The sequence below is a fragment of the Rhizobium sp. G21 genome (assembly GCF_014158035.1).
In the GTDB taxonomy this organism is placed as follows: domain Bacteria; phylum Pseudomonadota; class Alphaproteobacteria; order Rhizobiales; family Rhizobiaceae; genus Rhizobium_E.
Genome location: NZ_JACFXW010000001.1, coordinates 3,599,950 through 3,620,969, shown reverse-complemented (window position 1 = coordinate 3,620,969; position 21,020 = coordinate 3,599,950). Strand labels below are relative to the sequence as shown.

The 21,020-nt window shown below is 63.5% G+C and carries 14 protein-coding genes and 4 pseudogenes; 9 read left to right on the top strand and 9 right to left on the bottom strand.

All coding sequences use genetic code 11. The annotated features are described in order from the left end of the window. Window positions 1-55: 55 nt before the first annotated feature. The 4 genes and pseudogenes from H2O14_RS17995 to xdhA all read right to left on the bottom strand — a co-directional run bounded on the left by H2O14_RS17995 (window position 56) and on the right by xdhA (window position 5,320). Window positions 56-643 carry a tetratricopeptide repeat protein gene (locus H2O14_RS17995; RefSeq protein ID WP_182828724.1) on the bottom strand — a complete coding sequence of 196 codons (588 nt, stop codon included), beginning with the start codon at window positions 641-643 and terminating at the stop codon, window positions 56-58. Window positions 644-697: 54 nt separating this feature from the next. Continuing rightward, entirely contained in the window at window positions 698-1,504 is an 807-nt protein-coding gene (gene xdhC, locus H2O14_RS17990) for a xanthine dehydrogenase accessory protein XdhC (RefSeq protein ID WP_182828723.1), read from the bottom strand. Between the two features lie 6 nt (window positions 1,505-1,510). Continuing rightward, a pseudogene (gene xdhB, locus H2O14_RS17985) lies at window positions 1,511-3,846 on the bottom strand (xanthine dehydrogenase molybdopterin binding subunit). Then, window positions 3,843-5,320 (bottom strand): annotated as a pseudogene (xdhA, locus tag H2O14_RS17980) (xanthine dehydrogenase small subunit). Before xdhA ends, xdhB begins: the two co-directional pseudogenes overlap by 4 nt. 194 nt (window positions 5,321-5,514) lie before the next feature. On the opposite strand from xdhA, the gene glpK reads away from it, so the two are divergent. The 5 genes and pseudogenes from glpK (at window position 5,515) to map (ending at window position 9,609) form a co-directional block, all read left to right on the top strand. Next, entirely contained in the window at window positions 5,515-7,005 is a 1,491-nt protein-coding gene (gene glpK, locus H2O14_RS17975; protein ID WP_182828722.1) for a glycerol kinase GlpK, read from the top strand. A 94-nt stretch (window positions 7,006-7,099) separates the two neighbouring features. Further along, the gene (locus H2O14_RS17970) at window positions 7,100-7,351 is read left to right on the top strand and encodes a prevent-host-death protein (RefSeq protein ID WP_182828721.1); all 252 of its coding nucleotides are present in this window, start codon (window positions 7,100-7,102) and stop codon (window positions 7,349-7,351) included. A gap of 106 nt (window positions 7,352-7,457) precedes the next feature. After that, window positions 7,458-7,664: a PIN domain-containing protein gene (locus H2O14_RS28940; RefSeq protein WP_312858621.1), complete on the top strand. Its 207-nt coding sequence runs from the start codon at window positions 7,458-7,460 to the stop codon at window positions 7,662-7,664. Window positions 7,665-7,771: 107 nt separating this feature from the next. After that, window positions 7,772-8,810: pseudogene (locus H2O14_RS17960) on the top strand (LLM class flavin-dependent oxidoreductase). Window positions 8,811-8,859: 49 nt separating this feature from the next. After that, on the top strand, window positions 8,860-9,609 hold the full coding sequence (gene map / locus H2O14_RS17955) for a type I methionyl aminopeptidase (protein WP_182828720.1): 750 nt from the start codon (window positions 8,860-8,862) through the stop codon (window positions 9,607-9,609). A gap of 281 nt (window positions 9,610-9,890) precedes the next feature. Here the strand turns inward: map and H2O14_RS17950 are convergent, their stop codons facing one another. Then, on the bottom strand, window positions 9,891-10,595 hold the full coding sequence (locus tag H2O14_RS17950) for a hypothetical protein (protein WP_182828719.1): 705 nt from the start codon (window positions 10,593-10,595) through the stop codon (window positions 9,891-9,893). Window positions 10,596-10,665: 70 nt separating this feature from the next. Here H2O14_RS17950 and H2O14_RS17945 point away from each other — a divergent pair, with 70 nt between their 5' ends. Both H2O14_RS17945 and sbmA read left to right on the top strand, forming a co-directional pair. Further along, window positions 10,666-11,847, top strand: a complete 1,182-nt coding sequence (locus tag H2O14_RS17945) for a YbfB/YjiJ family MFS transporter (RefSeq protein ID WP_246697434.1) — start codon at window positions 10,666-10,668, stop codon at window positions 11,845-11,847. A 125-nt stretch (window positions 11,848-11,972) separates the two neighbouring features. Continuing rightward, window positions 11,973-13,226 (top strand): peptide antibiotic transporter SbmA, encoded by a 1,254-nt coding sequence (gene sbmA / locus H2O14_RS17940; RefSeq protein ID WP_182828718.1) that lies wholly within the window; start codon window positions 11,973-11,975, stop codon window positions 13,224-13,226. On the opposite strand, the pseudogene H2O14_RS17935 reads toward sbmA, so the two are convergent. After that, window positions 13,223-14,199 (bottom strand): annotated as a pseudogene (locus tag H2O14_RS17935) (polysaccharide deacetylase). The gene sbmA and the pseudogene H2O14_RS17935 overlap by 4 nt on opposite strands. Window positions 14,200-14,478: 279 nt before the next feature. Beyond that, the gene (locus H2O14_RS17930; protein WP_182828717.1) at window positions 14,479-16,134 is read right to left on the bottom strand and encodes an alpha-glucosidase; all 1,656 of its coding nucleotides are present in this window, start codon (window positions 16,132-16,134) and stop codon (window positions 14,479-14,481) included. A 104-nt stretch (window positions 16,135-16,238) separates the two neighbouring features. Here H2O14_RS17930 and H2O14_RS17925 point away from each other — a divergent pair, with 104 nt between their 5' ends. Together H2O14_RS17925 and H2O14_RS17920 are read left to right on the top strand one after the other, a co-directional pair. Further along, window positions 16,239-17,147 (top strand): sugar kinase, encoded by a 909-nt coding sequence (locus H2O14_RS17925; RefSeq protein WP_182828716.1) that lies wholly within the window; start codon window positions 16,239-16,241, stop codon window positions 17,145-17,147. Between the two features lie 86 nt (window positions 17,148-17,233). Beyond that, window positions 17,234-18,304: a glycosyltransferase family 4 protein gene (locus tag H2O14_RS17920; RefSeq protein ID WP_182828715.1), complete on the top strand. Its 1,071-nt coding sequence runs from the start codon at window positions 17,234-17,236 to the stop codon at window positions 18,302-18,304. Here the strand turns inward: H2O14_RS17920 and H2O14_RS17915 are convergent. Beyond that, window positions 18,271-19,533 (bottom strand): trans-sulfuration enzyme family protein, encoded by a 1,263-nt coding sequence (locus tag H2O14_RS17915; protein ID WP_312858620.1) that lies wholly within the window; start codon window positions 19,531-19,533, stop codon window positions 18,271-18,273. The two genes, H2O14_RS17920 and H2O14_RS17915, sit on opposite strands and share 34 nt — an antisense overlap. A 46-nt stretch (window positions 19,534-19,579) precedes the next feature. After that, entirely contained in the window at window positions 19,580-21,007 is a 1,428-nt protein-coding gene (gene der, locus H2O14_RS17910) for a ribosome biogenesis GTPase Der (protein ID WP_182828713.1), read from the bottom strand. Window positions 21,008-21,020: the final 13 nt, after the last annotated feature.

The following is a 21,020-nucleotide window of genomic DNA, read 5'->3' as shown; positions in this document are numbered from 1 at the left end:
AGCGAGCCCCCCGTCCTGGCCGCTTCAGTTCAGCGCTTCGAACTGAAGAGCGACGTCACGCCTCGACCAGATCGAGCAGACGCAACGCCTCGGCATTGCCGGGATCGAGGGTGAGCGCCCGCTGGCCGAGATCGGCGGCGCGGCGGGCGTCGCGGCAGGCTATGCAGATCGAGCCCAGTTCCGTAAGCGCGGCGACGCTGTCCGGCTCCAAAGCCAGCGCCGCCTCGAGCGCTTCGCGCGCCTTCCAGATCTTGCCCGCCCGAAACAGGGCGCGGCCCAACTGGATCGCATGTTCGGCCACGCCGGGCTCCAGTCGCGCCGCGTTTTCGAAATGCGCGGCCGCGGCGACATAATTCTGGTTGCGGAGATGGATCGCGCCGATGCGGGCGTTGAGCAGCCCGACCTCGACGCCGAGGCTCAATGTCTGCGAAAAGAGATCCGCCGCCTCGTTGACCTGGCCCAGGCGCAGGAAGAGTTCGGCGATATTGAACGACGCCTGATGGGCGGTCGCCACGAGCTGATCGCCGCGCGCGCGATCTTCGGCCAGCATCGGCGCGTCGCGACGCTTGGCGAAATCGAGCGCCGCCTCGACGAGCGGCGCCAATCTGTCGCGCTGGGCGCGGACCGCGTCGATATGGTTCATTCCGTTTTCCTGCATGGCCATTGCCGAGCTTTGCCGTTCGAGACTTGCCCGAGCCTATTGCCCCTTGTTGGATTGATCAGGCGAAAGCAGCGTTTCGAGCAGTTCCGCAGCAACCAGCGCCGCAATCACGTCCGGCCGCTTGTCTCGCAGCCGCTCGCCGCCGATCGGCAGGATCAGACGGTCTATCAGGTCGGGACCATGGCCTGAATCGCGCAGATAGGAGGCGAAGACGCCGCGCTTGGTCTTGGAGCCGATCATGCCGACATAGGCGAGATCGTCCCGCAACAACGCTTCCGAAGCGATCAGGAAATCCAGCGCGTGGTCATGGGTGAGAACGACCGCCGCCCCGCCCGGCCGGATCGCCGCCACCGCCTCTTCCGGCATGGCCAGCAGACGCCTATTGATCCCAGGATCGAGAAGATCGAGCTCTTCCCGTCGGCTTTCGATGACGGTGAGCCGCAACGGCAAAACTGCGAGCGCCCGCGCGAGCGCGCGCCCGACATGACCGGCGCCGAACAGATAAACATCCGGCGCGCCGGCGGCCTCGCGCGTCAGCCGCGCTTCGATCTCATCCCTCAGTGCCTGATCCAGCAGCCGCAGTCTCAGCGTCACGCGTCCGCCGCAGCATTGTCCGGTGTCGGGGCCGAGGGTGAAATCCATGCGCTGCTCAGCGCGACCGTCATTCAGCATCGCGCGGGCGAGATCGATGGCATCGAATTCAAGATGCCCGCCGCCGACGGTGCCGTGGATGGACGCTGCGCCCACAAGCATGAAGGCCCCCGCATCGCGCGGCGTCGAGCCCTTGGCGGAGACGACCTCGATAAAATAGAGGTCGCCGGCGGGTAGATGGGCGTCAGGCATTGATGGTCAGGCCTTCCGCATCCGCTCCACCGCCATCAGCACGCGCTCCGGCGTCGCCGGCGCATCGAGCTGCGGGCAGCGCCTGTAGCCGCCGACCGAGGCCACCGCCATCGACAGCGCTTCCAGCACGGAGACGCCCAGCATGAAGGGCGGTTCGCCCACCGCCTTGGAGCGGCCAATAGTCATTTCGCGGTTTTCCGACCATTCTGCCAGGTCGACATTGAAGATGGCGGGACGGTCGGAGGCGAGCGGGATCTTGTAGGTCGACGGCGCATGCGTCCTGAGGCGTCCCTTGCCGTCCCACCACAATTCCTCGGTGGTCAGCCAGCCCATGCCCTGCACGAAAGCGCCTTCGACCTGGCCCTTGTCGATGGCCGGGTTCAGCGACTTGCCGACATCGTGAAGAATATCGGTGCGGTCGATGATGTATTCGCCGGTCAGCGTGTCGATCGAGACTTCTGAGCAGGACGCGCCATAGGCGTAGTAGAAGAACGGCCGGCCCATGCCCTTGGCGCGATCCCAATGGATGTTCGGCGTCTTATAGAACCCCGCCGCCGACAGATGGACCCGCGCCATATAGGCCTGCTTGATGAAAGTCGGGAACGGATTTCCTCGTCGCCGACCCGCACGCGGTTGGGCAGAAACTCGACCGACGCCGCCGGCACGCCCCATTTTTCCGCCGCGAAGGAATAGAGCCGGTCTTTCAGCTGGCGCGCCGCGTCATAGGCCGCCATGCCGTTGAGATCCGAGCCGGAGGATGCCGCCGTCGCCGAGGTGTTCGGCACTTTGCCGGTGGTGGTGGCGGTGATCTTGACGCGCTCGATATCGATCTGGAATTCGTCGGCGATCACCTGGGCGACCTTGGTGTAGAGGCCCTGCCCCATTTCCGTGCCGCCGTGATTGAGATGGATGGAGCCGTCCTGATAGATATGCACCAGCGCGCCCGCCTGATTATAGGGCGTGAAGGTGAAGGAGATACCGAATTTCACCGGCGTCAGCGCGATGCCCTTGCGGATGACCCGTGAGGTCTTGTTGAAGTCGACGATCGCGGCGCGGCGCTCCTGATAATCGGCGCTGGTTTCCAGCTCATCCACGATCCGGTGGATGACATTGTCCTCGACCTTCTGGTGATAGGGCGTCAGGCAGCGCTCGTCGCCCTCGATCGCGTAGAAATTCTTCTTGCGGATCTCGAGCGGGTCCTTGCCGAGCGCATAGGCCACTTCCTCGATGATCCTTTCGGCGCCGACGAGCCCCTGCGGTCCACCGAAACCGCGAAAGGCGGTGTTGGAGACCGTGTTGGTCTTGATCGGCTCCGAGGTCAGCAGCACGTCGGGATAGAAATAGGCGTTGTCGGCGTGAAACAGCGCGCGGTCCGTCACCGGTCCCGAAAGGTCGGCGGCGAAACCGCAGCGGGCGGCGTAATTGGCCTTCACCGCGAGAATGTTGCCGTCGTCGTCGAAGCCGGTTTCATACTCGACGAGGAAGTCATGCCGCTTGCCGGTCATGGTCATGTCTTCGTCGCGGTCGGGACGGAATTTCACGGCGCGCTTCAGCTTGCGGGCGGCGATGGCCGCGAGCGCGGCGAACTGGTTGCCCTGCGTCTCCTTGCCGCCGAAGCCGCCGCCCATGCGCCGGGTCATCACGGTGATGGCGTGATTGGGCACATGCAGGATGGTCGCCACCATATGCTGTACTTCCGAGGGATGCTGGGTGGAGGACCAGATGGTCATCTCGTCATCCTCGCCGGGAATGGCGAGCGCGATATGACTTTCGAGATAGAAATGCTCCTGTCCGCCGATCCGCATCTGCCCCTTGAGCCGCCGCGGCGCTTTTTCGAGACTCGAAATCGCGTCGCCGCGCTTGAGCGTCATTGGCTTGGTCACGGTGGGATAATCGAGGGAGCGGGCGTCGAGAATGTCGGTTGCGTGCGGCAGGTCGCGATAGGTGAAGCGGGCCTTGCGGGCCGCCGCGCGGGCGATCTCGCGGGTCTCGGCCACCACGGCAAACGCCATCTGGCCGTGGAATTCGACTTTCTTTTCGGCCAGCAGCGGCTCGTCGCCGGTATGGCCGGGACCGATATCGTTGTGGCCTGGGATATCCTTGTGAGTCAGCACGAGCTTGACGCCCGGCATCGCCTCTACCTCGGACAGATCCATTTCCAGGATCTCGGCATGGGCGCGATCGGTGAGGCCCGCCGCCATATGCAGCGTGCCCTCGGGCGCCTGCATGTCATCGATATAATCGGCCTCGCCGGTGACATGCTTATGCGCGCTGTCATGCCGGCGATCCCGATGCATCGAGCCCGAGATCTCGGATTTGAAGGTCATGTCGATCTTGTTCATCGGGAGCCTCCCGCAACGCGGCGGACGAGTTCTGCTTCCTCGCCCTGCGTTTCCAGATAAAAGCGCGTCAACAGATTTCGCGCCGTGGTCATGCGATAGTCTGCGCTCGCGCGCCAATCGCTGAGCGCCGAAAAGTCCTCTGCCATCGAGGCTGCGGCGGCGAGCACATTGGCTTCGGTCCACGCCTGCCCGGTCAAAGCAGCCTCGACCGAAGCCGCTCGCTTGGGCGTGCCGGCCATGCCGCCGAAGGCAAGCCTGATCTCGGCGACCTTGCCTTCGCCGTCGAGCCGCAGAAGAAACGCGCCCAGCACGGCGGTGATGTCCTCGTCGCGGCGCTTGGAGAGTTTGTAGACCGAGAAATGGGCATTTTCAGGAAGGTCGGGAACGCTGACGCTCTCGACGAATTCGTGGCGCTGGCGATTCTGCTTGCCATAGTCGATGAAGAAATCTTCGAGCGCCAGCGTTCGCGGACCTTCCCGAGACGCCAGGGTGACGCTGGCGCCGAGCGCGATCAGCGCCGGCGGCGTATCGCCGATCGGCGAGCCATTGGCGATATTGCCGCCGATCGTGCCCATGTTGCGCACCTGTTCGCCGCCGATGCGCGGCAAAAGCTTGCCGAAGGCCGGATGCGAGGCCGACAGCGCGCTCAGCGCCTGCGAGTAGGTGACGCCGGCGCCGATGCGCGTGACGCCATCCTTGCGCTCGATGGTCTGGAGCGCGTCGAGCCCGCCGATGAACACCACCGGATTGATCGGCCGCATCTGCTTGGTCACCCAGAGGCCGACATCGGTGGAGCCGGCGACGATGGTGGCGTGCGGATGCCGGGCGAGATAATCGGCGAGTTCAGCCGTCGTCGAGGGAATGAAGAAGGCGTCGTCGCCCTTGATCACCTCGACCGAACCCAGCGCCTTGATCGCGGCGAGTTCCTTCGTCACCCGGTGGCGCGTCGCCTCGATCGGATCGAAGACGTCGGAGGGCCTGAGACGGGCCGCCTGCTCCGCCGCATTCACGATCGGCTCATAGCCTGTGCAGCGACAGAGATTGCCTTGCAGCGCCTGCTCGATGCGGGCGCGGGACGGATTGTCCTCGGACAGCCACAGGCCATAGAGCGACATCACGAAACCAGGCGTACAGAAGCCGCATTGCGAGCCGTGACAATCGACCAGCGCCTGCTGGATCGGATTGAGCATGCCTTCGGGGCTCTTGAGATGTTCGACCGTTACAACATGCGTCGCATCGAGCGATCCCATGAAGCGGATGCAGGCGTTGACGCTCTCATACACCAGGCGTCCTTGCCACAGCCGCCCGACCAGCACCGTACAGGCGCCGCAGTCTCCTTCGGCGCAGCCTTCCTTGCTGCCGGTCAGCCGCCGATCGAGCCTCAGCCAGTCGAGAAGCGTCAAACGGGGCGAGATCCCCCGAGTTCGACCATGTCGCCATTCAAAAGAAAGCGGATTGTGGTGCGTGAAATCATGATGCCGCCAGTCGCGATTTGATCTTAACGCAGCAGCCTGTGCGCAGATGCACAAAAGCGCAAGAGTCAATTTTGCCCGTGTTTACCTTTTGGTCAAACTCTCGCGAGCGCGCAGATGTGGAAGGCGCGTTTGTTTTCCTTTGACTTTCGTTTTGAGTTCAGATTGAAAATTGGAAAAAGGATGGGAGGATCCAATGAGCGGTTACATTCTGGCGATCGACCAGGGCACCACGTCCAGCCGGGCCATCGTCTTCAATGGCGAGATGAAGGCCGTGGCGCGCGGCCAGAAGGAATTCACCCAGATCTTCCCGCAATCCGGCTGGGTCGAGCATGATCCCGAAGAGATCTGGGAATCGACGCTTTGGTCGGTGCGCACGGCGCTTACGGAGGGCGGTCTCAAGGCCTCCGACATCTCGGCGATCGGCATCACCAATCAGCGCGAGACGGTCGTCGTCTGGGATCGCGCCACCGGCAAGGCGATCCACAACGCCATCGTCTGGCAGGACCGCCGCACCGCGAAATTCTGCGAAGACCTGAAGGCCGCTGGTCATGAGCCGCTGTTCACCGAGAAGACGGGCCTGCTGCTCGACCCCTATTTCTCCGGCACCAAACTCTCCTGGCTGCTCGGCCATGTCGAGGGCGCGCGCGAGCGGGCGAAAAAGGGCGAGCTCTGCTTCGGCACCGTCGACGCCTTCCTGCTCTGGCGGCTGACCGGCGGCAAGAGCTTCCTGACCGACGCCACCAACGCCTCGCGCACGCTGATCTACAACATCGCCGAGAATGCCTGGGATGAGGAGTTGCTCGGCCTGCTCGACATTCCCTCTGTCATGCTGCCGGAAGTCCGCGATTGCGCCAGCGACTTCGGCGTGACGACGCCGGATCTCTTTGGCGCTGAAATCCCCATCCTCGGCGTTGCCGGAGACCAGCAGGCGGCGACCATCGGCCAGGCCTGCTTCAAGCCGGGCATGCTGAAATCCACCTATGGCACCGGCTGCTTCGCGCTGCTCAACACCGGCGCCGACCGCGTGCCGTCGAAGAACCGTCTTCTGACGACCATCGCCTATCGCCTGGACGGCAAGACCACCTATGCGCTGGAAGGGTCGATCTTCATCGCCGGCGCCGCCGTGCAATGGCTGCGCGACGGGTTGAAGATCATCAAATCCGCCGGCGAGACTGCCGAACTCGCCGAAAGCGCCGACCCGAACCAACAAGTCTATCTGGTGCCCGCCTTTACAGGGCTCGGCGCGCCCTGGTGGGACGCCGAAGCGCGCGGCGCGATCTATGGCCTGACGCGCAACTCCGGCCCGGCCGAATTCGCCCGCGCCGCGCTCGAAAGCGTCTGCTACCAGACGCTCGATCTGCTCGACGCCATGCACAAGGACTGGCAGGCGGACGACAAGGACACGGTTCTCCGCGTCGACGGCGGCATGGTCGCCTCAGACTGGACCATGCAGGCGCTCGCCGACATTCTCGACGCGCCCGTCGACCGGCCGCAGATCCTGGAGACCACCGCGCTCGGCGCCGCCTGGCTCGCCGGCTCCCGCGCCGGCGTCTGGCCCGACATGGCCGGCTTCTCCTCCTCCTGGGCGCTCGACCGTCAATTCACACCCAAGATGGACGACGAGACCCGCAAGGCCAAGGTCGAGGGCTGGAACAAGGCGGTGAAGAAGACGCTGGAGGGGTGACGCCTAGACATATGATCGAGTGACACCGCAAAAGCCTGAAGGACTTTGCGAGAGGCTCGGAGCCTGATAGATTGTCTGCTTATGGGAGGCTGTCATGACGGTGATGTCCGCACGCGAGTTTACACGGGATTTAAAGAAAGCGCGCGAACTGGCCTCCGAAGGGCCGGTCTTCGTGTTCGACGAAGGAAAGCAGGCCGGTGTGTGGATTTCTCCAGAAGAATACGAACTTCTTTTGAAACGCTGCCTCAAAAATTCGGAACGGCTTTCCAGACATGGCGGCGCTGTCGAGGATTTCGAACCGGTCATATTGGATGACAGCATTCTCCGTCCGGCGGAATTCGATTGATGTTCTTGCTCGACACCAATGTGCTGTCCGAGCTTCGAAAGATCAAAATCAACAAGGCTGACCAGCGCGTCGTTGAGTTCATAGACTCGGTCGATGCCGCTGAACTTTGCATCTCGGCTATCACGATATTCTACCGTTCTTCGACACGCGCATCCTGGCCTTGGATCACAGGTCGGCCAAGATCTTCGCCCACCTCATGCATCCCCGCACCCGCCCTTATCGCGACGCGATGATCGCCGCCACCGCCATCGCGCATGATTGCACGATCGTCACCCGCAACATCAGGGATTTCCAGGATCTCTCCCTCCCCTGATCGACCCCTGGCGTCCGCGCTGAGCCGCATCTGACACAGTGTTCGCTTCCCCGCCCCTTTCCTCGCTGCGCGAAAATGGCCATATCCGTTGCAAACAGGAGTTTACCATGGAACTGGGTCTCTACACATTCGCAGACGTCAATCCCGATCCGGCTCCCGGCGAGCGCGGAAAGGATGCGGAGCGGCGCATTCGTGAACTGATCGCGGAGATCGAACTCGCCGATCAGGTCGGGCTCGACGTCTTCGGTCTGGGCGAGCATCACCGTCGCGACTACGCGGCGTCCGCGCCGTGTCATTCTGGCCGCCATCGCCGCCCGCACAAGCAAGATCCGGCTGACCAGCGCCGTCTCGGTCTTGAGTTCCGACGATCCGGTGCGCGTCTATCAGCAATACGCCACGCTCGACCTGATCGCCAGGGGGCGCGCCGAACTGATGGTCGGCCGCGGCTCCTTCATCGAAAGTTTCCCGCTGTTCGGCCAGAGCCTGGATGATTACGACCAGTTGTTCGAGGAGAAGCTCGACCTGCTGCTGACCGTGCGCGACAACGAGATCGTCACCTGGCAAGGCGGCGAGACGCGGGCGCCGATCAACGGCCGCGGCGTCTATCCCCGCTCGTTTCAGGACAAGCTGCCGATCTGGATCGCCGTCGGCGGAACGCCGCAATCGGTGGCCCGCGCCGGCTATCTCGGCCTGCCCATGGCCCTGGCCATCATCGGCGGCGAACCGGCGCGCTTTGCGCCGCTCTTCGATCTCTACCGGCAGGCGGCGGAAAAAGGCGGCCATGATCCCGCCGCGCTGAAGACCTCTATCAATGTGCACGGCTTTGTCGCCGAGACGGATCAGACCGCCGTCGACCAGTTCTACGGCCCCTCGAGCGCGGTGATGAACCGCATCGGACGCGAACGCGGCTGGGGTCCGTCGAGCCGGGCGCAATATGACCGCTCCACGGAGCCAGAAGGCGCGCTGTTCATCGGCGATCCGGAAACGCTGGCGCGCAAGATCATCGCCCACCACGAGATCTTCCGCAACGACCGGTTCCTGTTGCAGATGGCGATCGGCCTCATGCCGCATGACCAGTTAATGCGCGGCATCGAACTCTATGGAACCAAGGTCGCCCCCATCGTCCGCGACGCGATCGGCGGTTGACGTTTCGCGCCGAAGCGTCGATAGGCTTCGGCGCGAAAGGACGTGGCGCATGGTTGTCGAAACGGATGATGAGCTGCAGAAGCTGAAGGAAATCGGCCGCATCTGCGGGCTGACGCTCAAGAAGATGTCGGAGGCCATCCAGCCCGGCATGACCACGGTTGAACTGGACGCGATCGGCCGCAGGCTTCTGGAGCAGGAGGGCGCGCAATCCGCGCCCGAGCAATGCTACCAGTTCCCCGGCGCCACCTGTATCAGCGTCAATGAAGAGGTCGCCCACGGCATCCCGGGCGACCGGGTGCTCAAGCCGGGCGATCTCGTCAACATCGACGTCTCGGCCGTCAAGGACGGTTTCTTCGCCGACACGGGCGCGTCCTTCATCATGGCGCCCGTCGTATCCAGGACCGAAAAACTCTGCCGCGACGGAAAGCGCGCCATGTGGACAGGCATCAACCAGGTCCGCGCCGGCCAGCCCTATGCGAAGATCGGCAACGCCATCGGCGAGTTCGCCCGCAAGAACCGCTACACGTTGATCCAAAACCTCGCCAGCCACGGCGTCGGCCGTTCGCTGCATGAGGAACCTTCGGAACTCTCTACCTGGCCCGACCCGTCAGAGCGCCGGCTGATCGAAAACGGCCAGGTTTTCACCGTCGAACCCTTCCTGTCGCTCGGCGCCAGTTGGGCCGAGGGCGGCGACGATCCCTGGACGCTGTATAGCGAGCCCCGCGCGCTCACCGTGCAGTTCGAGCACACGCTCATCGCCACCCGGACCGCGCCGGTGATTCTCACTCTCGTCGATTGACCACTCGAAAATCCGGAACCACTCCCCGCCGCGCACGTTTGACGTACGGGCGAAAAGGGAGCTTGGTTTTCATGATGATAGACCCAATTCGCTCGTCGCGGCTTGCGTTGGCGCTGTCATCGCTGCTACTCTACAGCGGGGCGCAAGCGCAAACGCTCGCCCCGAGGGAAGAAACCACCGGATCGATCCCGGCGCCTGGCTTGCAACAAGGGACAAGTTCATACTCGCAAGCGCAGGCGCGCGCCCGCATGGAAGCAATGGGCTTTGTCGCGATCGGCGAGCTATGGCTCGACAACAAGGGCGTGTGGCGGGGAGTGGCGACATCGGGCGCAAGACGCGTCGATGTGAGCCTGGACAATCAGGGAAAGGTAGCCGCGAGACCACGGATCGATCTCAATTGAAGCCTCGTGAACAGGACGAAAGGAACGCCGATGAAGACCGTGATAGGACTTTTTGACGCCTACGCCCAAGCACAGGACACCGTGACGGCGCTGAAGATGACCGGCATCGCCTCGGATGATATTTCCGTCATCACCAGTCAAGCCGAGGCGGAACGCCTCGACCAGGCGCAATCTGCGGAAGCCAGCGATCTGCCCGCTTTCAACTCGATGTTCAACAGCGCCAAAGGTCTTCTGAACGGCCTGATCGGCGCAGATGTGGTCGAAGACCACGCGCATGTCTATGCCGAGAGCGTCAAGCGCGGCGGCGTGCTGCTGGCGGTACGCATTCACGACGATCGCGAGGGCGAGGTGAAGCGCGTGATGGCGCGTCATGACGCCATCGACGCAGATGACCGACGCAAGCTCTATCTCGACGAAGGCTGGCGCGGCGTGGAAGCGGCATTTCGCTCGACGCCGCCCCCGCGATCCGGCCGGATCGCAGCAGCTATCGCGCCCAGGTGGCGCGTCCCTGATCAGGGAATTGAAGGCTTGAGGATGGCGGCTTCGGCCGCCATCCGTGTTTTGGCCTTCGAAATTGTTATGCATGCTTCACAAATTGTCATTTGTCACGCCAGGCCCTCGGGACCATATCCGCTGCACTGCAACAGGACCGGCGATGATGTCCTCGACTTTTCCAGTTTTTCGCGACGACCATGCGCGCGCCGCAGCCATGTCCGGCGCTGTCGCCATGGCGGCCGCCATGGGTTTCGGCCGCTTTTCCTTCACCCCCATCTTGCCGGGCATGATCTCGGAGCTCGGCCTGAGCGCCAGCGCCTCGGGCCTGATCGCGGCCGGCAATTTCGCCGGTTATCTCGTCGGAGCGCTGCTCGCCGCGCTCCATTGGGCCGGCGGACGGGAGCGGCAAACGGCGCTCGCGGCGCTTGCGGCCAATGCCGTGCTCCTCGCTCTGATGGCCGCGACCGACAATGTGCTGGTCTTCACCTTCGTCCGCTTTCTTTCAGGCGTCGCCAGCGCCTTTGCGATGATCTTCACGAGTTCCGTGGTGCTGGGCCATGCCGCCCGCGTCGGCGGCGAACGCATCCAGTCCGCCCATTTCGGCGGCGTCGGGGTCGGTATCGCCGCCTCCTCGGCGCTGGTTTATGCGATCGGCCAAATCGCGCCCGGCGCCTGGCGGCTGGATTGGCTGGCCGGCGGGGCGGTCAGCCTTGCGGCCTTCGTCCTGGTCCTCGTCCTCCTGCCGCCGATGGTCACAGGCTCGTCGGCGCCACAGCGAGAGCCGCGTCTCGTCTGGACGCGCCAGTTTTCGAGGCTGGTATTGTCCTATGGCCTGTTCGGCTTCGGCTATGTCGTCACCGCCACATTCATCGTCGCGATGATCCGGCTCGCGCATCTCGGCGCAAGCGTCGAATTCCTGAGCTGGTTCCTCACCGGCTGCGCCGCGACGCTGTCGCTGATCGCCTGGCGACCGCTGATGCAGCGGCTGGGTCTCGGCGGCGCCTATCTCGCCGCGCTCGCGCTGGAAGCCGTGGGCGTCGCAGCCTCGGTGCTGGTGCACGGACCGGTCGCGCCGTTGCTGGGCGGCGTCGCGCTCGGGGCGACCTTCATGGTCATCACCGCCTACGGCCTGCGGCTCACCCGCGATCTCGCCCCCGAAAGTCCTCGCCGCGCCTTCGCCCTGATGACCGCCGCTTTCGGCCTCGGTCAGATCGCCGGACCGCTGGTGGCGGGCAGCGTCGCCGAATGGAGCGGCGGCTTTACGCTGCCGAGCCTCTTGGCGGCGGGCGCTCTGGCGCTCTCGGCGCTGATCGCGCTGCCGCTGCGACTGAGCGAAAAATGACCGTAGCCTGACCGGGAAATTACATTCTCGTTAGGCGGCTCGCCCGCCATTGCGGGCGGAATCGAACTCTATTAGGGTCGCGCGAAAATGACGTCCGGCAAAGCCGGCAAGCGGAGATCCCAGCCTTGTTTGAATCCTTTTTCCCGAAACCGAAGCTGGCTTTGATCGCTGCCTTCGTCTGGTTCGCGGTCGGCCTCGCAGTTTGGTTCACAATCGCTCCGGATCTCCAGGCATGGTTGGGCATGCAGGCCCGACCGGGGACGCCTCCGGATGATCTCAGCTACTTCATCACCCCCGACAACATCTTCTTCTACGCCTATTTCCTGACATTCCTGATCAGCTTCGGCGTCTTCTGGACCATCATCGGCGGCGATCACCCGTGGAAAAGATGGTCGATCTGGGGCAGCATCTATATCACGTTTTTCACCTATTTCTCGGTGGATACGAGCGTCGCCATCACCTATTGGCGCGGCCCGTTCTACAACATGATCGTGGAAGCGTTGAACAAGCCGGGGACGGTCAGCCAGGCCGAAATCTACTACGGCGCCTTCAAGTTTTTCCAGATCGCCAGCGTCAGCATTACGGCAGCGGTCTTCACGCTGTTCTTCACCAGCCATTATCTGTTTCGCTGGCGCAATGCCATGACCGACTATTACTATGACCGCTGGACCAAGGTGCGCCATCTCGAAGGCGCGTCACAGCGTATTCAGGAAGACACGATGCGCTTCTCGCGCACCGTTGAAGGCTTGGGCACCAGCCTCATCGGTTCGTTTATGACGTTGATCGTCTACCTGCCGCTCCTGGCGACGCTTTCGGAAAATGTCAAGGAATTGCCGATCATTGGCGAGATCCCGCATCCGCTCATGTTCGCGGCGATCTTCTGGTCGATTTTCGGCACGCTGCTGATGATCGTCGCCGGTATCAAGCTGCCAGGCCTCGAGTTTCAAAATCAGCGCGTCGAAGCGGCCTATCGTAAGGAACTCGTCTACGGAGAAGACTCGCCCGAGAGGGCGGAACCCGTGACCGTGCGTGAGCTGTTCTCGAATATCCGGAAGAACAACTTCCGAATGTTCTGGCATTACAGCTACTTCAATTTCTTCCGATATCTCTACCTTCAGACGGACAACATCTTCCCGATCCTGATCCTCGTGCCGTCGTTCGCGGCCGGCGTCATCACCTTCGGCGCTTTCCAGCAGATCCGCGACGCTTTCGGCAACGTCACCAGTTCCTTCCAGTATCTGGTCAACAGCTGGCCGACGATGATCGAGCTGATCTCGATCTACAAGCGTCTCCAGGCCTTCGAAGCCGCCATGAACGACGAGCCTCTGCCCTCGCTCGATCAGAAATTCATCGAATCCGGAGGAGAGGAGAAGGTCTAAAGCCCGCTCGCGCCGGCCATCCCCCGCATCTCCATCGCCTGCGTGTAGCTCACGCAGGCGACGTCATTTTTGGAGCAGGTCTCGCCGAGAAACGTCTCCAGCGCATCCCAATAGGCGCCGCCGTTCATCTCGACGAAATGGAAGCCGAGCTGCAGCGGAATGCGCTTGCCCTGATATTGCGTCTCGAAGGCGTTGCGGAAGGCGGCAAGCGTCCGCGCCTCGAATTGCCGCGCGCGGCTGGGCGAATTCAGTCCGCCGGAATGGCGGACATAGAGATTGTAGTCCATGCCGATGACCGGCCGTCCCTCCGGCCCCTCAGGAATGCGCGGCAGAGCGAAGCGCATCAGGCCACCATCGCGCTCAGGCTCCGCCGGCCCCTTGAGACGAGGCTGGCGTCGAAGCGGAAGCCGTGATCGGAGAGCGCGGGCGCGAGACCCGGGCTGGTCGACAGATAGGGCGCGCGAAAGCCGGTGATGTCCTTGCGCACGAAGTCGGCCCAGCCGTCCGGCTCCTTATCCTCGACGCCATTGCGGGCCCAGGCGTTGAGAAGCGCATCGTCGAAGGCGTCGAACTCCGCCGACCAGTCGGCCCGCGTCCAATCCTTGCCGTCGAAATGACCGCAGGCATGCGAGCCGATGTCATGGCCATTGAGATGCGCCTGCCAGATATGTCCGAGCCGCGCCTGGATCTCCGGCACGGTCAGCGCCCAACCGGTCGCCGATTTCCCCGCCGCGTGATGCGGCGCGCGATAGGTTTTCCGGTCGGCCGGATTGATGAGATAGGTGCAGGACAGGAAATAGGTGAACGTCGCCCCGGTCCGCTTCGACAGGGCCAACGACCGTTCCCACAGGCTGTTGTCATGCGCGCCATCGAAGGAAATCAGCACCAGTTGCTTGGGCCGATGCGGCGGATCGGCGAGCGCTGGGGCGGCGGTGAGAGCAACGGCGAGAGCGAGGCAGGAGTTCAGTCGCATGACAATTCCGGGCAGTTCAGGGGAATGCCGATTGCGCCGGAAATGGGGTGATTTGATGATAGGAGAGGTTGATGCCCGGGGTTACCCCCTCTGCCCTGCCGGGCATCTCCCCTCAAGGGGGAGATTGATGCGCGGCGATGCCTCGCCCTCTACTAACCTCGGACTATGCGGCAAACACGTCGGTTGATGTGGCGGAAGACGATCCGCCCAGCCGATCTCCCCCCTTGAGGGGAGATGGCCGGCAGGCCAGAGGGGGTGCCCCCACCCTCGGCGCCCACCTCATCCGATCGTCGCGCAGAACGCGTCGAACCCGTCGAGCTTGACCACGGCGCCGTCGAAGCCGGGCTTGAAGCCGGGCAGCGCCAGCTGCTCCTTTACCGACACGGTGTCGGGCACGATGAAGCTCTGGGCCTCGCGCGTCAGGTTGAAGACGAACAGCAGCGCCTGATCGCCTTGGCGGCGGGTGAAGGCGAGCAGATCCTGATTGACCTGCAGGAAATGAAAATCGCCCTCGGTCATGGCCGGATGGCCGGCGCGGAAGGCCAGCGTGTCGCGGTAGTGGCTCAGCACCGAACCCGTCATGCCCTGCTGGGCGTCGACGGCGCGGATGCGGTGTTCCTCCGGCACCGGCAGCCAGGGTTTCACGGTCGAGAAACCGCCATAGGGCTGGCCCGCATCCCACACCATCGGCGTGCGGCATCCGTCGCGACCCTTGAAGGCCGGCCAGAAGCGCATGCCATAGGGGTCCTGCAGATCCTCGTAAGCGATATCGGCTTCGGTCAGGCCGAGCTCCTCGCCCTGATAGAGGCAGACCGAGCCGCGCAACGACAAAAGCGTGGTGAGCGCGATCTTGGCGACGCGGTCCTGACTGTCGCCGGCCGCCATGAAGCGGCTGACATGGCGCGGCACGTCGTGGTTCGAAAAGGCCCAGCAGATCCAGCCATTGGCGGCCTGCGTTTCCACCGCCGTCACGCATTTGCGGATATGGGCGGCGGAAAAGTCGGGCGACAGGAGGTCGAACGTGTAGCACATATGCAGCTTGTCGTCGCCGGCGGTATAGGCGGCCACCGTCTCCAGCGAGCGATAGCCGTCGCCGACTTCGCCCACCGTGGCGCGATCGTCATACTGGTCGAGCAGCGCCCGCAGGCGCTTGAGAAACTCGATATTCTCCGGCTGGGTCTTGTCGTAGAGATGGTTCTGATAGGTGTAGGGGTTGGTGTCGGGCGCATCCTGCGCCGCCCCTTCCACCTGGATCTGCATCGGCGGATTGTCGCGCAGCGTCTTGTCGTGAAAATAGTAATTGACCGTGTCGAGACGGAAGCCGTCGACGCCGCGCTCCAGCCAGAATTTCACCGTGTCGAGCAGCGCGTCCTGGACGTCCGGATTGTGGAAGTTGAGGTCGGGCTGCGAGTTAAGGAAATTGTGCATGTAATATTGCCGGCGAACGCCGTCCCATTCCCAGGCCGGGCCGCCGAAGATCGACAACCAGTTGTTGGGCGCGGTGCCGTCGGGCTTGGGATCGGCCCAGATATACCAGTCGGCCTTGGGATTGTCGCGGCTCGCCCGGCTTTCCTTGAACCAGGGATGCTGGTCGGACGAATGCGAAATCACCTGGTCGATCATCACCTTGAGACCGAGCCGATGAGCTTCCGCGACCATCTCGTCGAAATCGGACAGCGTGCCGAACAGCGGGTCGACGTCGCAGTAATCGGAGACGTCATAGCCCATATCGGCCATCGGCGACTTGAAGAAGGGCGACAGCCAGATGGCGTCGACGCCGAGCGAGGCGACATGCGGCAGCCGCCGCGTGATGCCCTTGATCGTGCCGCTGCCGGATCCGTCCGGCGCCTGGTAGGAGCGCGGATAGATCTGATAGATCACCGCCCCGCGCCACCAGTCTGCGCCGCTCTTTTTGATTGGACCCGAAGTCGCCATGCAAAGTCTCCGTCTGTAAATCCAGATTTGACACGTCTTTACGCTTTACCGGCTGCCGCCGCTTCCGTAAACCGCGATCGGGACTAGAGGAGGATTTTGTCAAAATGGCGCGACTGCTGTGTATCGGCGAATGCATGATCGAACTTGCGAGCCTCGGCGGCGACACGTTCCGCAAGGGCTTTGCCGGCGATACGTTCAACACCGCCTGGTACGCCCGGGCCTTCATGCCCGAGGACTGGTCGGTCGCCTATTTTACCGCGCTCGGGGACGATGAAGCCTCCAACGACATGGCGGGGTTCATGGCCGATGCGGGCGTCGAGACCGGTTTCATCCAGCGTTTGCAGGGCCTCAGCCCCGGCCTCTACATGATCCATCTGAAGGATGGCGAACGATCCTTCTCCTATTGGCGCTCAAACTCCGCCGCCAGACGGCTGGCCGATGACGCCGCCGCGCTCGACGCGGCCATCGCCGCCTCCGACATCGTCTATTTCTCCGGCATCACGCTGGCGATCCTCTCGCCCGACGCCCGCGCGCGGTTGATCGAGCGCATGGCGAAGGCCCGCGCCGCCGGCAAGCTGGTGGCCTTCGACCCCAATCTTCGCCCGCGCCTCTGGGACTCGCTCGACGAGATGCGCGAGAGCATTACCGACGGCGCCCGCGCAGCCTCGCTGGTTCTGCCGGGCTTCGATGACGAAGCGACTTATTTCGGCGACGCGGACGTCGCGGCGACCGTCGCCCGCTACAGGACCCTGGGCGTGGACACGGTGCTGGTCAAGGACGGCGCGAAAGGCGCGACCATCGCCACGGCGGATCGGCAGATCCATGTGCCCGCCGCATCCGTCGAGGCCATCGTCGACACGACCTCGGCCGGCGATAGTTTCGATGGCGGCTATCTCGCCCGTCTGGCCGCCGGCGACATCCCGGAAGAGGCCGCGCGCTTCGCCGCGCGTCTCGCGGCCGAAGTCATCCGCCATCGCGGCGCGCTGATCCCGAGGCAGACTCTGGGTCTCTGACGCGCCCGTCACACGCCTGTAACACGCCGGTCGCACAAGGCCCGGAGAACCTGGGCGACGCCGGATTCTCCGGCCTGTGAGGCGATATGGCCAAGATTACGATTGTCACGGATGCCTGGCATCCGCAGGTGAATGGGGTTGTCCGCTCGCTGGACAATACGATCGACGAAATGCGGCGACTGGGTCATGAGATCATGCTGGTCACGCCCGACCGCTTCCGCAACATTCCCCTGCCCTCTTATCCCGAAATCCGCATCGCGCTGACGCGTTACCGGACGGTCGAGAAGGAAATCGACAAGTTCCAGCCCTCTTATGTGCATATCGCCACAGAAGGGCCGCTCGGCTACTACGCCCGTAAATGGTGCCTGAAGAACAAGATGCCCTTCTCCACCAGCTATCACACCCGCTTTCCCGAATATGTCACGGCGCGCATCCCCATCCCGGCGAGCATTCTCTACGGCATGGTGCGCAATTTCCACAATGCCGGCAATGTCTGCATGGTGGCGACGGCCAGTCTCGAAGCGGAACTGACGGCGCGCGGCTTCAAGAACCTCAAGCGCTGGTCGCGCGGCATCGACCACAATCTTTACAAGCCGCAGCCGCTCGTCGACCGGCCCTTCGGCCTGCCCCGGCCGATCTTCATGCAGGTGGGCCGCATTGCGGTGGAGAAAAATATCGAGGCCTTCCTCGAACTCGACCTGCCGGGCTCGAAAGTCGTGGTCGGCGACGGCCCGGCGCGCGAAAAGCTGCAGAAGGCCTATTCGGATACGCTGTTCACCGGCGCCAAGTTCGGCCAGGAGCTCGCCGAGCATTATGCCCAGGCCGATGTTTTCGTCTTCCCGTCGAAGACAGACACATTCGGCAATGTCATCCTGGAGGCGCTGGCCGCCGGCGCGCCGGTGGCCGCCTATCCGGTGACCGGTCCAGCCGACATTCTCGGCGGGCATCCGAAAGCTGGCGCGCTCGATTCCGATCTTCGCGAAGCCTGCCTCAAGGCGCTCGACTGCTCACGCGAGGCGGCCCGCGCGCTGGCCGAAACCTACACCTGGGAGGCGGCCACACGGCAATTCCTGGAGAATGTCATGCGCGCCAATGGCGTGTCGCCAGATGAAATTGAAAAGGCCTACGCGCCGGGATTGGAGATGCGCAGCGCCTGATCGAAATCAGCAATCAGGTCCTCCGCCGCCTCGAGCCCGATCGACAGGCGGAAAATCCCATCGCCGGCGAAGCGTCTATAGTCTTCCAGGGCAGCGCCCTTGAGACGGAAGGTCGAGGCCATCATCTCCTTGGTGTCGAGCAGCACCACGATCGAGCGTTGGTGCCCCAGGGAAAAGGCGTAATGCGCCACCTTCAGCCGCTTGGCGAGCGCCACGGCGTGCGCCTGCCGGTCGCCTTTGACGCGAAAGGCGATCATGCCGCCGGGTATATCCATCTGGCTGTCAGCCAGCACCTTTTGCGGATGGCTGTCGAGGCCGGGATAGATCACCCGCTCGATGGCGGGATGAGTTTCAAGGAAGGCCGCGACTTTCGCTGATGTTTCCGAGATCATCCGCATGCGGGCATAGAGCGTGTCGACGCCGCGCAGGATCAGCCAGGCGTTTTGCGCCGAGAGCGTCGCGCCCAAATAGACGCCGGCGCGGGCCCGGATGCGGGCGATATCCGCCTTGGAGCCGGCGACCGCGCCGCCCAGCGCATCGCCATGACCGTTCATGAATTTGGTCAGCGAATGAATCACCAGATCCACGCCGAGATCGAACGGGCGGGTGGCGACGGGCGTGGCGAAGGTGGAATCGACCGACACCTTGATTCCCCGCGACTTGGCGAGGTCGGCGACCGCCTTGAGATCCGTGAGCCTGAGGATGGGATTGCAGGGGCTTTCGCAATGGACGAGGCGGGTGTTGGGACGGATCGCCGCCTCGACCTCGTCCAGCCGCGACATGTTCACCGGCGTCACCTCGATGCCATAATCCGGCAGGATGCGCTGGGCGAGTTCGGTGGCGCCGGCATAGCAGACATCGGACACCACCAGATGGTCGCCCGCTTTCAGGAAGGTGAAGAACACGCCGGCGATCGCCGCCATGCCGGTGGCCGAGCACAGCGCAGCCTCGGCGTCTTCCAGCGCCGCCACCCGCATTTCCAATTGACGCACGGTCGGATTGGTCCAACGGGCGTAGAGATAGGGCAGATCGGCGAGATCCTCGACGCCATCGGCCGAAAACGCGCCCTCGCCCGGCAGAAGCGCGTTGTTGACCGATGCGGAGAGATTGGGCGCGATGGCGCCCGTCGAGGGGTCTATGGCAAGCCCCGCGTCGACGGCGCGCGTTTCGGGCCGCCAGTTGCGGATGTCCTCGGGGGACGGCGTGGTGAATTTGCCGGTTTCGGTCACGCCAGAGCCTCCCATGCCTTGCGCCGAAGACGTCGGGTCGACGTCTCTAGTCCCTCTTGTTCTTCTTGCCCTCGAACGGGTTCACCGAACTCCGGTAGAAGATCCGGATCGGCACGCCGGCGAGGCCGAAATCCTGGCGCAAGCCGTTGATCAGATAACGCGTATAGCTTTCCGGCAGCGCTTCCGGGCGCGAGCAGGAGATCATGAAGCCCGGCGGACGCGATTTCACCTGCGTCATATATTTGAGGCGAATGCGGCGGCCGGACACTGCTGGCGGCGGATGACCCTGGGTCTGGTAATCGAGCCAGCGATTGAGCTTGGCGGTCGAGATGCGCTTGTTCCAGATCTTGTCGGTGTCGACGATCGCCTGCATCAACCGGTCGAGCCCGTCACCCGTCTGACCCGAGACGGTGATGGCGCGGATGCCGCGCGCCTGCGGCAGGAGACGCTCGGTCTTTTCGCGGAGATCGGCGAGCACCGCCTGGCGATCTTCTATCAGATCCCATTTGTTGAAGGCGAGCACGGCGGCGCGGCCTTCCTTGATGACGAAGTCGACGATGTGCAGATCCTGCTTTTCGAACGGGATCGTGGCGTCGAAGACGATGACCACGGTTTCGGCGAAGCGCACGGCGCGCAGCGTGTCGGCGACCGACAGCTTTTCCAGCTTTTCGGTGATGCGCGAGCGGCGGCGCATGCCGGCGGTGTCGAACATCTTGATCTTGCGACCGCGCCAGTCCCATTCCACCGAAATGGAGTCGCGGGTGATGCCGGCTTCCGGACCGGTCAGCAGTCGGTCTTCGCCGAGGAAACGATTGATCAGCGTCGACTTGCCGGCGTTCGGACGACCGACGACCGCGATGCGCAGCGGCTTGGTGTCGTCATATTCCGGCTCGTAATCCTCGTCCTCGATGTCGTCGACATCGTCCCTCGGCACGGCGACATCGGTCTCGGCGACGTCTTCTTCTTCGAACGCCCGCTCCTCGCCGATCGCCGCAACGATCGCGTCGCGCAGGTCGATCATGCCCTCGCCGTGTTCGGCGGAGATCGGGCAGGGTTCGCCCAAGCCCAGGCCATAGGCGTCATAGAAGCCTGCGTCGGAACCGCGCGCTTCCGACTTGTTGGCGACCAGCACAACGGGCTTGCCGCGACGGCGCAGCATTTCGGCCAGCGTGCTGTCGACGGGCGTCAGGCCCATCTTGGCGTCGACCACGAACAGCGTGATATCGGCCTCGTCGATGGCGAGTTCGGTCTGCTGGCGCATGCGGCCTTCCAGCGACTCTTCGTCGGCTTCTTCGAGACCGGCGGTGTCGATAATCCTGAAGCGCAGATCCATCAACTTGGCGTCGCCCGGCCTGCGGTCGCGGGTCACGCCCGGCGTGTCGTCGACCAACGCCAGCTTCTTGCCCACCAGCCGGTTGAACAGCGTGGATTTGCCGACATTCGGACGCCCGACGATAGCCACTGTGAAACTCATGAACCGCTCCGGA

Coding starts and splice junctions, on each gene's coding strand:
- H2O14_RS17995 (WP_182828724.1), bottom strand. CDS start 643: ATGAACCATATCGACGCGGTCCGCGCCCAGCGCGACAGATTGGCGCCG.
- xdhC (WP_182828723.1), bottom strand. CDS start 1,504: ATGCCTGACGCCCATCTACCCGCCGGCGACCTCTATTTTATCGAGGTC.
- glpK (WP_182828722.1), top strand. CDS start 5,515: ATGAGCGGTTACATTCTGGCGATCGACCAGGGCACCACGTCCAGCCGG.
- H2O14_RS17970 (WP_182828721.1), top strand. CDS start 7,100: ATGACGGTGATGTCCGCACGCGAGTTTACACGGGATTTAAAGAAAGCG.
- map (WP_182828720.1), top strand. CDS start 8,860: ATGGTTGTCGAAACGGATGATGAGCTGCAGAAGCTGAAGGAAATCGGC.
- H2O14_RS17950 (WP_182828719.1), bottom strand. CDS start 10,595: ATGCATAACAATTTCGAAGGCCAAAACACGGATGGCGGCCGAAGCCGC.
- H2O14_RS17945 (WP_246697434.1), top strand. CDS start 10,666: ATGATGTCCTCGACTTTTCCAGTTTTTCGCGACGACCATGCGCGCGCC.
- H2O14_RS17930 (WP_182828717.1), bottom strand. CDS start 16,134: ATGGCGACTTCGGGTCCAATCAAAAAGAGCGGCGCAGACTGGTGGCGC.
- H2O14_RS17925 (WP_182828716.1), top strand. CDS start 16,239: ATGGCGCGACTGCTGTGTATCGGCGAATGCATGATCGAACTTGCGAGC.
- H2O14_RS17920 (WP_182828715.1), top strand. CDS start 17,234: ATGGCCAAGATTACGATTGTCACGGATGCCTGGCATCCGCAGGTGAAT.
- der (WP_182828713.1), bottom strand. CDS start 21,007: ATGAGTTTCACAGTGGCTATCGTCGGGCGTCCGAATGTCGGCAAATCC.